This window comes from Pseudomonas sp. P8_229, assembly GCF_034008635.1.
Classification (GTDB): Bacteria; Pseudomonadota; Gammaproteobacteria; order Pseudomonadales; family Pseudomonadaceae; genus Aquipseudomonas.
In genome coordinates this window covers 1,071,360-1,084,661 of sequence record NZ_CP125378.1, presented here as the reverse complement: position 1 = coordinate 1,084,661, position 13,302 = coordinate 1,071,360, and the positions used below count along the sequence as shown (strand labels likewise).

General features: G+C 54.4%; 8 protein-coding genes. All 8 read left to right on the top strand.

Annotated elements, in window-relative coordinates:
* The first annotated feature begins 20 nt into the window (after positions 1 to 20).
* The 8 genes from QMK55_RS04790 (at position 21) to QMK55_RS04755 (ending at position 13,276) form a co-directional block, all read left to right on the top strand.
* On the top strand, positions 21 to 944 hold the full coding sequence (locus QMK55_RS04790; RefSeq protein ID WP_320328763.1) for a glycosyltransferase family 2 protein: 924 nt from the start codon (positions 21 to 23) through the stop codon (positions 942 to 944).
* Complete coding sequence (locus QMK55_RS04785; protein WP_320328762.1) at positions 941 to 1,903, top strand: SDR family oxidoreductase; 963 nt, start codon at positions 941 to 943, stop codon at positions 1,901 to 1,903. The genes QMK55_RS04790 and QMK55_RS04785 overlap by 4 nt, the downstream gene beginning before the upstream one ends.
* Positions 1,900 to 2,919, top strand: coding sequence for a glycosyltransferase family 4 protein (locus QMK55_RS04780; protein ID WP_320328761.1), 1,020 nt, complete (start codon positions 1,900 to 1,902; stop codon positions 2,917 to 2,919). The genes QMK55_RS04785 and QMK55_RS04780 overlap by 4 nt, the downstream gene beginning before the upstream one ends.
* A gap of 443 nt (positions 2,920 to 3,362) precedes the next feature.
* Positions 3,363 to 4,190: an ABC transporter permease gene (locus QMK55_RS04775; protein WP_320328760.1), complete on the top strand. Its 828-nt coding sequence runs from the start codon at positions 3,363 to 3,365 to the stop codon at positions 4,188 to 4,190.
* On the top strand, positions 4,180 to 5,604 hold the full coding sequence (locus QMK55_RS04770; RefSeq protein ID WP_320328759.1) for an ABC transporter ATP-binding protein: 1,425 nt from the start codon (positions 4,180 to 4,182) through the stop codon (positions 5,602 to 5,604). The genes QMK55_RS04775 and QMK55_RS04770 overlap by 11 nt, the downstream gene beginning before the upstream one ends.
* Positions 5,605 to 5,615: 11 nt before the next feature.
* Positions 5,616 to 8,210, top strand: coding sequence for a class I SAM-dependent methyltransferase (locus tag QMK55_RS04765; RefSeq protein ID WP_320328758.1), 2,595 nt, complete (start codon positions 5,616 to 5,618; stop codon positions 8,208 to 8,210).
* The gene (locus QMK55_RS04760; protein ID WP_320328757.1) at positions 8,207 to 12,025 is read left to right on the top strand and encodes a glycosyltransferase; all 3,819 of its coding nucleotides are present in this window, start codon (positions 8,207 to 8,209) and stop codon (positions 12,023 to 12,025) included. Before QMK55_RS04765 ends, QMK55_RS04760 begins: the two co-directional genes overlap by 4 nt.
* Complete coding sequence (locus QMK55_RS04755) at positions 12,026 to 13,276, top strand: hypothetical protein (RefSeq protein WP_320328756.1); 1,251 nt, start codon at positions 12,026 to 12,028, stop codon at positions 13,274 to 13,276.
* The last annotated feature ends 26 nt before the right edge of the window (positions 13,277 to 13,302 follow it).

Sequence of the window (13,302 nt, the reverse complement as noted above, 5' to 3'; positions counted from 1 at the left end):
ATTGGTGCGGCAGGAATTGCATGTCAGTAAAACTTCCTCGAATTGCGGTTTTACTGGCGGCCTACAACGGTATGCATTGGATCGAAGAGCAATTGGCTTCGATCCTTGCTCAGACAGGCGTCGACCTCACTGTTTATATCAGTGTGGATACTTCCGCAGATGGTACGCAAGTCTGGTGCGAGCAGTATGCGAGCGATCACGCGTCTGTGATCGTTTTACCGCCAGCGGGCACTTTTGGGGGGGCGGCTCGCAACTTTTTTCGGCTGGTTCGCGACGTCGAGCTGGAGCGCTTCGATTTCGTGGCGTTTGCTGATCAAGATGATATCTGGCATCCAGATAAATTGATGCGAGCGACTTCTATCATCCGTAACCGCCACATTGATGCCTATTCCAGCAATGTCACGGCATTCTGGTCGAATGGCAGCACTCATCTATTGAACAAGGCTCAGCCGCAGGTTGAATGGGACTTCCTGTTCGAGGCTGCCGGGCCTGGATGTACTTACGTGATGAGCAAAAAAGTCATCGAAGCGCTCAAGTCCTCCATGCGTACCAATTGGCAGCAGCTGCAAAGTGTCAGTCTGCACGATTGGTATTGCTATGCCTTTGCCCGCAGTTATGGTTTCAGCTGGTTTATCGATCCCGAGCCGTCCATGGAGTATCGCCAGCATGAGCGTAACCAGGTTGGTGCCAATAAGGGGCTTAGCTCCCTGATATCTCGTTACAAAACGATTCATGACGGATGGTGGTTCAGTCAGGTTCAACTGATAGCTCAGCTGGTGGGGCGGGAAGCTGATCCATTTGTGCGGGGGTGGGTGGGTTTGCGTCGCGCACAACTGTTGCGTCTGTCATTTAGTGCCTGGCGCTGCCGCCGACGGCGGCGTGACAAGGTGTTTTTCTTCTGTATTTGCTGGGCAACAGCTCTCATAGGAACGAAGGTCAGATGACGCCCCTGAATGTTTTGGTGACTGGGGCCGGCGGGTTTGTGGGCGAGGCCCTGGTTTTGCATTTGCTGGTAGGCAAGCGCTTTTGTCCTGTGGCGGCCGCGCGTGGTGCTACTCGCTTGCAGGGATTGTGTCGCGTGTTGCCCTTCGATCTGACTCGTAGCAACGTCTTGCCTGTTTTTGAAAATATCCAGGTTGTGGTTCATGCGGCGGCCAGGGTGCACGTCATGCGTGAGGATGTTGCTGATGCGCTGGCTGAGTTTCGCCACGTCAATGTGCAGGGAACGTTGAAGCTGGCCCGGCAGGCGGCGGAGTCGGGGGTCAAGCGCTTCATCTTCATCAGCTCAATCAAGGTGAATGGTGAGAGCACGCCGTCGGGGGGCGTTTTCAGGGCGGATGATCTTCCTTCTCCCATAGATCCCTACGGTATCTCCAAGTGCGAAGCCGAGGAGGCGTTGAAGCTGCTGGGGCGTGAAACGGGTATGGAAATCGTCGTCATTCGTCCACCGCTGGTGTACGGGCCGGGTGTCAAGGCCAACTTCATGAGTATGTTGGGGTGGCTGCGCAGGGGGATTCCGCTGCCCTTGGGGGCTGTGCGGAATCGGCGAAGTCTGGTGTCGATAGGAAATCTGATCAGTCTCATCGTCACTTGTATCGATCATCCGGCGGCAGCCAATCAGGTTTTTCTCGTCAGTGATGGGGAGGATCTGTCCACCTCGCAGCTGTTGAGTCGATTGTCCCGGGCATTCGGGAGGCGGGGCCGACTGCTGCCGATCCCTGAATGGTTGCTCAGGCTTGCGGCTTCAATGTTCGGCATGCAGGCAGTTGCTCAGCGCTTGTGTGGGTCATTGCAGGTCGATATCGACAAAAATCGTGAGTTGTTGGGTTGGCTGCCACCGGTCAGTGTAGATCGTGCGATGCGCCAAACTGTTAATCATTATCTGGATGCAAACACCCAATGAATGTGTGGTGGCTGTTGGCGGCAGTATTTATTGTCTCTTGGGGGCTGACCTTCGTTTTGCGCCGTTATGCGCTGGCCAAGAGCTTGATGGATATTCCCAATGAGCGTAGTTCTCACGCGGTTCCTACTCCTCGCGGAGGAGGGGTGGCAATTGTAGTTGCCTTTATTCTGGCTCTTCCCCCGCTTTACAGTTCCGGGTTGCTTGACCTCAATCTCTTTTGCGCTTTGCTTGGCTCTGGTCTGTTGGTGGCGCTTATCGGTTTTGCCGACGATCATGGGCATATCGCGGCCAGATGGCGTTTGCTGGGGCACTTTGTTGCGGCTGTCTGGGCTTTGTACTGGATGGGAGGAATAGCGCCTGTCTCCATGTTTGGCATGGAATTCCAGCTTGGCTGGGCGGGCAGTGTGCTGGCGGCGATTTATCTCGTCTGGATGCTGAACTTATACAACTTCATGGATGGTATCGACGGGATTGCAAGTGCTCAGGCTATTTTTGTCTGTCTGGCAGGTTGTCTTGTTTCCCTGATGGCTGGAAATCAATCTGTTTTATGGGTGAGTTTGTTCTTGTCCAGTGCGGTGGGGGGGTTCCTGCTTTGGAACTTTCCACCCGCCCGTATCTTCATGGGGGATGCAGGAAGCGGATTCCTGGGTGTTGTCCTGGGAATTCTTTCGCTTTATGCCGCGTGGGGTAATTCTGCGTTGCTGTGGAGTTGGCTCATCCTTTTGGCCGTTTTTACAGTGGACTCAACTGTTACTTTGTTGAGACGGCTGGTGCGAGGAGAGAAGATCTACCAGGCTCATCGTAGTCACGCTTATCAATATGCAGCCCGGCATTTTTCCAGTCACAAGGTTGTTACATTGGGTGTGACTTGTATAAATGTTTTCTGGGTATTTCCCATGGCGGTTCTGGTCGGGAATGGCTACCTCGATGGCCTCACAGGTTTGGTCGCAGCCTATTTGCCATTGGTCTTTCTCGCTTTCAGATTTACTGCCGGGAAAGCCGAATTACAGAGATGAACTCCTGCGGGGCTCGTCTGTGTCACGGAACAATGATTATGCCAGGACGGCGACCACTGCCCGTCCTGCCATTGTCCGTGGATGGCCAAACCTGTTAGGATTGCCGACTATTTTGCTGCTGTGGATGGCCCCGTTCATCGGGGTTTGTGCACGAAGATTCGCGGGTTTTCTTTTCTGCTCGCATCGCAAGGGCGTGCGGTGGAAACGTTTCGGCGAGGTTGATCCTGTTGCTCATGAGTCTTGTCGTTAAAGTTGTAGGATGTTCGAATTTTGGTCAAGGAAGCTAATATCGGTCACATTTTATGCCCTGGGCCGGTTCCCATGCAGGGAATGGCTTCCAGGAGCCCCCGATTTCGGTGTGTTTGCGTAGCGGTTGCTGCTGTTAACCTGCCTCGATGGTCGAAAGAAAAAATGAAATTGACAGAAAACACAAAGGGCTACGCATGAACCCGCACGCTGTTCGCTCAACATCCCCCCTTACATTGTATCGGTCTATCCGTCAAAATCGCGGTTTGATATACAGCCTGATTAAAAGAGACATCGCCGGAAGATACAGTGGCTCGGTTCTGGGGTTGTTGTGGTCTTTTTTTAACCCTGTCCTTATGTTGGCTGTTTACACTTTTGTATTTAGTGTTGTGTTCAAGGCTCGTTGGGTGGGTGGAAGTGATTCAAAGGCTGAGTTTGCACTTGTTTTGTTTGCCGGTCTGATGGTGTTTAACTTGTTCTCTGAGTGTATCAATCGCGCGCCAAGTTTAATTCTGTCGAATGTCAACTATGTAAAAAAAGTAATATTTCCATTGGAAATATTGCCAATTGTTACACTGGGGTCTGCACTTTTTCACCTGATGGTGAACTTTCTGGTTTGGCTGGTTTTCTATGTGATCTTCTACGGTGTGCCTCATCTGGGTGTGCTGTTCTTCCCGCTAATACTTTTACCGCTGGCCCTTTTGACGCTCGGGGTCACTTGGTTCGTGGCTTCCCTGGGGGTATACCTGCGTGATGTGGCGCAGGTGATCAGTACCCTTGTTCCCGTCCTGATGTTTCTGTCGCCGGTTTTTTATCCACTGAAAAGCCTGCCTGAGCGATTCCAGGCAGTGGTGCAAGTCAGCCCCATCACTGTTGCGGTCGAGCAAACACGAGGCCTCATGTATTGGGGAGAGTCTATGGACTGGCGGGTTTGGGGGCTTTATCTGTTGATCTCCTGCGCAATTGCATGGTTTGGTTTTGTTTGGTTCCAGAAGACACGAAAGGGGTTTGCAGATGTCCTCTGATGAGTACTCGATCCGCGTAAATGGTCTTGGTAAATGCTACGAGATTTATGCGACGCCGCGTGACCGCTTAAAGCAGTTCATTATTCCTCCGATTCAACGGTTGGCAGGATGTAAGCCGTCGTCGTTTTGCCGCGAGTACTGGGCTCTGGAGAACATTTCGTTCGATATTCGCAAAGGCGAGGCTTTTGGTATTGTCGGTCGCAACGGTAGCGGGAAAAGCACACTTCTCCAGTTGATCACAGGAACCATCGCGCCGACGGTAGGTACTGTTGAAACCCGTGGCCGAGTCGCCGCACTTCTTGAGCTGGGATCGGGCTTCAACCCCGAGTTCACCGGCCGTGACAATGTCTATCTGAATGCCATGCTGCTCGGTATGACCCATGATGAGGTCGACGAGCGCTTTGACAAGATTGCCGCCTTTGCCGATATCGGCGACTACCTCGATCAGCCGGTCAAGACCTACTCCAGCGGGATGCTGGTACGTTTGGCGTTCGCAGTACAGGTTCAAATCGAGCCTGACATTCTGATCGTCGACGAGGCGTTGGCTGTTGGTGATGCGCTGTTTCAGAAACGCTGCTTCGGCCGGATCGAAAAGCTGCTTTCTGATGGCGTGACCCTGTTGTTTGTCTCCCATGATCAGGAGTCGGTTCGAACGCTGACCAATCGTGCGATCCTGCTCAAGGGTGGCCGAGAGGTTTCGATGGGGTCCGCCTCCCAGGTCCTGCTCGATTACCGCAAGCTGCTGCATCAGGAAGAGTCGGATTATTTCTCCAAGCTGATGCAGCCTGCTGCAGACAAGGCTCCCGCTCCGGCTTCGGCTCCTCAGTCCGCTGACTCGGACGCTTCCAGCGAAGGAACCGCGGTACCTGAGTCGAGCGAAGTCTCGGAACAAAGCCAGGCGCCTGCCGTCTCGGGACGCGCTGATCAGATGTCTTTCGGCGATGGCGGTGTTGAAGTGTTGTCCGTCGGTACGTTTGGTGTTGATGACGAACCATGCGCGGTTTTTTATCCGGGCGACGTCATTCGCATCCGGGTCAACTGTGTTTCACACATTGATACCGACAGCATCAACGTCGGTGTGCGTATCCGAAGTCGTGAAGGGATAAAAATATATTCCTGGGGCACCTTGAACCAGGATATGCAGATTCTGGCCGGACTGCGTGAAGGCGAGCTGTTCTGGAAGCGCCAGCTCAAGGCCGGAGAGCAATTCCATGTCTGGCTGGAATGCGACTGCTCCCTGGGTTCGAATCTCTATGAGATTCAGGCATCCATTTCCTATGAAGGCAAACCTGACTATACCGCCCAAAGAATTTTGCACTGGAAAGATGAAGCAGCATTTTTCCAGACACTGATGCGGCAGGATGAATACTTTTTCGGTGGAATAGCCGACTTACACATGGCCGCCAGGTGGTAATGATGAGTCCAATGAATTCGATTGATTACAGCTTGCTCAACAACGATTACTGGAAAGCCGTCATTGCATCGGGTGAGAGCAATGGCGATTTTCGCGAGACATCCAGATGGGTCGCTAAAACCTGCGGTACCGGCTCGGTGCTGGATATCGGTTGCGGTCTGGGTGGACTGGTTTCAGAACTCCTGTCGTTGGGCATCAATGCAGCGGGGGTGGATGTCTCGTCCCTTGCCGTGGCAACTGCCAACAAACGTTTTCCTGATCGGTTCAGCCAGGGCTCCGCGGTATCGTTGCCGTTTGCTGACGGCCAGTTTGACACCGTAGTCTCCACCAACTGTCTGGAACATCTTGATCCTGAAGATGTGCCGCAAGCCTTGCGCGAGATGTACCGCGTATCAGCCCGGTACGTTTTTCTGCAGATAACGACATCTGCTGAAGCGGGCGAGCCTTCTCTGTTGACGACGGCCAAGCGTGACTGGTGGGAAGCCCAGTGTTTCGAGGCCGGGTTTCGAAAGCATGAGTTGTACTACCAGATCAATCCTTATGAAGCATTGAACGAAGACGGACGGCAGATATTCGTATTGCTGGAGAAGGTGCCTGCCGAGGCGCTGCGCCACTACGATTTGTCGGTTCTGGTTGAAGAGCGGCTGCTCCATACGGACATGCTGCGTGAAGTCGGGCGACGCGGTGACGCGCACTGTATTCGCTATCAGAAGGCCGCCGAGTTCGTGCGCCCGGGCGATCGTGTGCTGGACGTTGCGTGCGGCCTTGGTTATGGCAGTTACATGTTGTACGCGGCTTCGCAGGCCAAATCGGTATTGGGCGTTGACCTGAGTGATTTTGGTATCGCTTATGCGAATGCCCATTACGGTCGCCCTGGCAAGGTCGAGTTCGAGGTTGGTGACGCTCAGGCGCTCAGTTCGATCGCAGACAATAGCATCGACTTCATTGCTGCATTCGAAACCATCGAGCATGTTCCCGAGCCAATGGAGTATCTGCTCCAGTTGAAACGCGTGCTCAAGCCGGGTGGTCGCGTGATGGTCTGCGCCCCGAATAACTGGGCGGACGAAACCGGTAAAGATCCTAACCCGCACCATCTGCATGTTTATACCTGGGATCGGCTGGTAGAGGAGTGCGGCACGCATTTCCTGCTGGAGCAAGGCATGTTGCAGACGGCGGGCGGCGCCATGAAGTGCCACCATTCCCCGCGCAAGTGGGAGACTGTACCGGTCGATCGCACTCCGGAACAGGAAGCGGAGTGGGTCCTGCTATTGGGTATGGCCGATCCGCTTGAAGGGGTGTCGGTGCCGTACGAGGAAACTCAATGGCAACTGCCGGACTCGCCAGAGTTCTCGGTCAGTGCATTTGCCCGCGACTACCAGAATCCATGGCTGATACGGGGAATGGTTGCTCAGGGCCAGCGCGCGCGTTCGGCGTCTTTGTTGCAGTCGATGCAGGATCGGGTGTTGGCCACGGCTGCCCTGGATTCGGTTGATTACGGTGCAGCGCTGTGCGGAAAGGTCTATACCCAGTCCCAAGTGGTTGATTTGCCCATCGAGCGCTACCAGGCGCTTTTGGCCGAAATTCGACGCTTCGCTGCTATTGCCAATCCGTCGCCACACCAGTTGCGCTGGCAGGTCTCCTTGCTCTTTGCCGGTGGTGAGCTTGCACGGCTCCACGGACGCTTTGAGGATGCTATCGAGTGTTTCACTGCGTGTGCCAGCATTGATGTGCTGGCTTACAGCCCATTGCTGGGCAACAAGGTCGTCGATGCATTGCACTGGTTGTCGGAGTTTGCCGTCGCTCGTGGTGATGAGCCCGCGGCACGAGCCTATCTGGTTCGCGCGGTAGCCGAGGTGCAACGTCTTGTCAGCGGCACATGGCTGAATATCAGCGGTGATCCTCAGTCGCCACTGCCCTTTGGTCTGGCAGAAGCGGCTCAGTTGCTGGACAAGGCGTCGCGAGCCGCTTACAGGCTTTCCGTTCTGGACAGTGTTGCGCTGCGCCCTGGCATGGTTTTCCAGGAATCCAGCGGCTTCTTTGAGCGCCAACTTGTTGAGCGTGACCGGAAGCTGGACGATGTAGGCAACTCCGTTAGTAGCCTCATTGCTGCATTGGAGGAGAAAGATGCAGCGTGCAGGAGCCTGGTTGAGCAAGTCAACACGCTGGAAAGTCGAACTCACGAACTGGCCGGGGAAGTCGTCGCACAAGACAAGCACGCCCAGAGTCTTGCTCAGGAAGTGATGAGGCTGGATGCGCATGCTCAGAGTCTTGCTCAGGAAGTGATGAAGCAGGATGCCCATGCCCAGAGCCTTGCTCAGGAAGTGATGAAGCAGGATGCCAGTGCCCAGAGCCTTGCTCAGGAAGTGATCAAGCAAGATGCCCATGCCCAGATGCTTGCAGGCGAAGTTGTCAAAAGAGATGCAGAAATCGTTCGTCTACTGACTGAGGTCAGCGTAGACGAGGGACAAGTCTCGCAGGATCTTCTGCAGGAAATTACGAAAAGAGATATCGAGATCAATCGTCTGCTGACGCTAAGCAGCCAGGGTTCGTTGCGGTCGTTATGGAAGAGAGTCCTGCGTGGGACTGTTCGGAGAGTCGGGAAATGAGTAACAAAGTCACGAAAACCGGGATTGTCATTGTTTCCTACAATGCCTCCGAGGCAGTCAGGATCACGTTGGCGAGCATGCGACGTGCCTATAACGAATCCGCCTACAAAGTAATACTGGTCGATAACGCTTCGGAGTCTGGCGAGCGAGACAAGATTCGCGAAGCGATGACCCATCACATTGCTGAAGTAGGCCCCTCGTGGCGCTATGTCGAGCAAGATACCAATCTGGGTTTTTCCGGCGGGAACAACGTCGGTATTTCCGAGTTTCTTGCCGACGAAGAAATTACTCATATCTGTTTGCTCAACAGCGACGTCATCGTTACGGATTTCTGGCTGGACAATCTGCTGGCAAGCGGTTCGGACCTTATCAGTGCGGTCACTAACAAGGCTGACGGCGAACAATGTGTTCCTGTCGACTATCAGTTGGAGTTTGCTGAGTGCCTGGATCATCGCACAGAGACTCTGCACGATAAGGTATATCAGCGCGTTTCCAATTTTGCCGAGCGCTGGAATGCAGCCTGGAAAGGCAATCTGGTTGAAACGGACGTAACGTTCTTTTGCGTTCTGGTGTCCAAGGCCGCCTTTGAAAAAATCGGTCTGCTTGACGATACGTTCTTCCCGGGCGGATTTGAAGATGACGATTATTGCCTGCGCGCACGTAACGCCGGCTACGAAATTCATTTGGCGCGAGATGTGTTTATCCACCACTGGGGATCGGCATCTTTCGGCCAGTTGCAATATGAGTATTTCAGCGAGAGAGCACAGCGCAACAAGGCATACCTGGAGCAGAAACACGGTATAACCTGGCGCCGCCGACCGGAGAAACCGATTGTCTCTTTTGCAATGGACGTCGAATTCGCGCTGTCGCATCAAGAGCTGCTTTCTCAGCAGGCTCCTTTTTTTGAGCTGTATGTAGACAATCTTGGCAAACAGATCAGCTACTTCGAGTCAGAATTCAGCAAACTGACCGAGGCGTTGGCCGCTCAGGGGCGTGTTGTGCCTGAGGCGCTGCTGAAGGCCGTGTCTTCTGCACGTTCCTATGGGGATTTGATCTCGCTCTGGGATAAAGTCGTCGCGCGTATTCAGCGTGCATTGACGGGTGGGGTCGTTGACGCTGACGAGGCAGCGGCACTCAAATCGGACCTTGGTACGATCGCGAGCGGTGTCTACGAACGGGTTGATTGCAACTTCGCTATTCACACGTTCATCACTTCCCCGGCCGAGGACGGTACCAGCGGCGTCGACCTCCCGCCGCCGGCCACTTCTGCGGCATTTTCTGCACGCCCTGAAACCCGCTTGGGTCGTTTGCTGTGGTTCGTGCGCCGCAGCCTGGATTTCATTCTGAAGTTTGATGGCATCGTCTTCTTTGGCGGGTATTTCTACCCTGAGCGTCAAAGCGATGGTTACTTTCAGCGTATTCAGATTGTCGATCGCATGTTTGCTGATCGGTGGCGCGTCTATGTTGAAAGTGACGAGCTGAAGGGGCGCAACATTTGGTTTGATCGGCCTGAGCCTAATGTGCTGGTGCTGCGAATCAATGGTTCCAAGAAGCGCAGAATGCTCGTGCGCATGCTGGCCCTGATGGCCGTTCTGCGTTGCCGGAAGATTTACTTCCACAGTGTGTTGCGTATGTACGACAACCGCTTCGGCAAACTCATGCATCTGCCTTTCATTCGCAAGGCTATAGATATTCACGGTGTGGTGCCTGAAGAATTCCGTATGCACAACGATTTCTTCAGTGCTGTTCTTTACGAGAAGGAGGAACGGCTTGCCGTAGAGAAGGCCGGTATCGTCATCGTTGTAACCGAAGCGATGAAGAACTATCTCCAGCAGAAGTTTCGAGGAGCACTGAAAGCTCGTTCGGTTTCTTTCCCGATCTTCCCTCGCTTCACCCCGACACACGCAACCCGTCCGCTTATCGACGGCAAGCCGGTCGTGGTTTATGCGGGTGGCCTGCACAAATGGCAGCAAGTTCCAAAGATGATTGATGCAATCATCCGCACTGCCGATCGGTGCAATCATCGCTTTTATTGCCCGGAGCCTCAGATTGTCAAAGACATGCTGCCGGCAGAGTTGCTGGGGTCTGTGGTTGTCGAGGGTAAAACCCACGCTGAACTGATGACGCTTTATCCGCAGTGCCACTACGGGTTCATCCTTCGGGAAGACATCATCGTCAACCGTGCGGCCTGTCCGACGAAGCTCGTCGAATACCTTGCAATGGGTATCGTGCCGATCGTCGACTGCGAAGATATCGGCGATTTCAAGACGCTCGGTATGCGCTACATCACCCTGGAAAACTTCCTCGCCGGGAACTTGCCCGAAGAAGCACAGCGTGTGGCGTTGGCAGAAGCCAACCTTTCGGTTTACGAGCGATTGAAGGAAGTGCGCCAGACCGGTGCGGATGAAATCTTTAGCTATTTCACTCCGCCGGTCAGTAACACGCGCAAGTTGAATATTGGAACGCTAAATGTGCGCCAGTTCGTTGCCGACATCGCGCGCCGCGTGCTGCCAGCAGGCACCCTTCGGGGGCGTGCCGCACGCAAGGGGTGGCGCGTTTTGCGTCCAATGCTGGGAAAGTCCCAACCGCTGGTCCAGACAGTAGACGTTAATCCTGCGTACGACGTTGCGCATGAGACGCTGCCAACCTGCGACGTCCTGGTTCAAGTTGATAACTTTGAGGCTGGCGGACTGGAAAATGTTGTACTTGATCTGAACGAGACAATGATCAAGGCCGGACTGCGCGTTGTGCTGCTCGTTCAGGGCACACAGGGCGCTGCGGTCCAGCGGGCTCGTGATATGGGGCAGGTGGTGGTGTGTCGCCCTTACTCGGCGCAATCCCACAGTGAGTTGATCGATCAGTTGCAACCCAAACTTGTTTTGGCTCATTACTCTTTTAGCGGTACGGATGTCTATCGCGAAAAAGGCATCGGTTTTGTGCAGGTCATCCACAATATCTACATGTGGTTGAACGATCAGCAGCGTCAGGAGTTCGCTTCGGTAGCGCAGAAGACCCGTGCCTTTGTGGCGGTATCGCAGCAAGTGAAGGATTACAGCGTTTCGCGTCTGGGCGTGCCCGCACAGAGCTGCGTGGTCATTCCTAACGGCATTGACTTCAAGCCATTCGAAGAACTCGATCGGGACGCCGCCCGTGCTCGCTTGCGTGCACAGTATGGTATTACTGACGATGAATTTGCATTCATCGACGTCGGGTCGATCAACCACCAGAAAAACCATCTGGGTGCGATCAAGGCCTTCGAGATCGCGATACGTTCGAGTGACAAGCTCCGCCTGCTCATTCTGGGGCCGGTTTACGAACCACAGTTGCTCGCCGAGATGGTTGCTTATATCGAGGCGCATGGTTTGCACAATCGCGTGACATATGTCGGTACGACGAACAATGTTCCTGAGTACCTGGCCATGGCTGATGCTTTTGTCTCGGCAACCTTTTTCGAAGGGGGGCCACTGACTTTGCTTGAGGCGATCAAGGCGGATATCCCGGTTGCCATGTCCAGCGTTGGCTGTGCGTCGCACTTTGCAAAGCATGCTGGTATTGAGCTTGTCGATCCTGTTTATGACATGACGCAATTCACCGGAAGCGTTACCGAGATGCGCTCCAGCGCGCAGTTTGAACAGCGTCTGGCCGAGGCCATGTTGCGTGTCTTGAACAATGGCGCTCGTCCGCAACTGTCGGGAGCAGAGCTTGGCGCACTCGACAAAGAGCGTACCTATCAAAGTTATGTGAATCTGGTCCAGCAACTGATCGGTGGTCAAACACTCCAAGTGACTGAATCTCTCGCGGTGAAGCTCGGTTAAATGGCCAATCGTTCGCGTATTTCAGTGCACTCACTGGCTCGCCGTTGTTTCTGGTTGTTGCCGGCTACCTTGCGTAACCGGCTGCACGGTGTCCGGCATGCGATTGTTCGCTGGCTGCGCAGCCGGAGCGTTCGCACGTCGATCCGAGCCGGAGATCTGACGGGCGCCGAGTTTCAGAGTCAGGTGCTGAGCGCGGCCAGTGATCGTCTTGTCATCATTTTCGAAGCGAATGTCGATTGGGGGATAACGCTGTTTCAGCGTCCTCATCACATGGCAATGGCACTGGGACGTCTCAACTGTCTGGTGGTTTTTCAGACCATGGGTGATGACGTCCTCGGTTTCAGGCAAGTGGCCGAGAATGTATGGATCGCCAATGATGCGGGCGTGAATGCCATTCCCGATGCGGTGCGCTGCTTTTACAGCACATCGCTTTTGGCCACGCGTGAGGCGATGGCGGCCGCGCGTACTCGGGGCCGGGTGGTCTACGAGTACATCGACCATATAGACGCCTCGATTTCCGGTGGCAAGGGCGCTATCCGTCGACTGCTTGACCTGAAAGCTGCAGCATTTGAAGGGGAGGCCGATGTCATCGTGTCCTCGGCTACGGCTCTCCACAAGGAGGCGCTGGCGGAGTGCGGGGACAAACGTTGTGTGTGCGTCCCCAACGGCGTAGATGTGGCGCATTATCGTGCTGCACAACAAGACGTCTCTGTCCCCCCGGCACTCACTCAATTCAGAGGCCGTTACAAGCACATCGTCGGCTACTTCGGTGCCATTGCCCCCTGGCTCTGGTATGAAGTAGTGGAGCAGGTGTGCGCGGGCATGCCGGATGTGGGGTTCGTGTTTATCGGACCTGACTACAGCGGTTGCGTCCCGTTGTTGCCGCAGCGCGCGAATGTGCTTTATCTTGGCCCGGTCAACTATGCCCAGCTACCTGCGTCTGCCCGTTTGTTTGACGCCTGCTTCATTCCGTTCAAGCCGGGCGATGTTGCGCGATCTACCTCTCCACTGAAACTTTATGAGTACTTTGCGCTCGAGAAACCGGTCGTCGTGACTGCCGATATGAATGAGTGCACGGTTTATCCTGAGGTGTTCTCCGGTGGTGACGCTGCCGAGCTTATTGCAGCGATCCGCCTGGCTCTCGGTGCCTGCAACGACCAGGCGTATCGTGAGCGGCTACGGACATTGGCTGACCAGAACAGCTGGGATGTCAGAGCTGCTGTCTATGCGGAAAAACTCCAAAGTCTCTAAAGCTAATAACTGATTTGTGGGAATAC

Coding starts and splice junctions, on each gene's coding strand:
- QMK55_RS04790 (WP_320328763.1), top strand. CDS start 21: ATGTCAGTAAAACTTCCTCGAATTGCGGTTTTACTGGCGGCCTACAAC.
- QMK55_RS04785 (WP_320328762.1), top strand. CDS start 941: ATGACGCCCCTGAATGTTTTGGTGACTGGGGCCGGCGGGTTTGTGGGC.
- QMK55_RS04780 (WP_320328761.1), top strand. CDS start 1,900: ATGAATGTGTGGTGGCTGTTGGCGGCAGTATTTATTGTCTCTTGGGGG.
- QMK55_RS04775 (WP_320328760.1), top strand. CDS start 3,363: ATGAACCCGCACGCTGTTCGCTCAACATCCCCCCTTACATTGTATCGG.
- QMK55_RS04770 (WP_320328759.1), top strand. CDS start 4,180: ATGTCCTCTGATGAGTACTCGATCCGCGTAAATGGTCTTGGTAAATGC.
- QMK55_RS04765 (WP_320328758.1), top strand. CDS start 5,616: ATGAATTCGATTGATTACAGCTTGCTCAACAACGATTACTGGAAAGCC.
- QMK55_RS04760 (WP_320328757.1), top strand. CDS start 8,207: ATGAGTAACAAAGTCACGAAAACCGGGATTGTCATTGTTTCCTACAAT.
- QMK55_RS04755 (WP_320328756.1), top strand. CDS start 12,026: ATGGCCAATCGTTCGCGTATTTCAGTGCACTCACTGGCTCGCCGTTGT.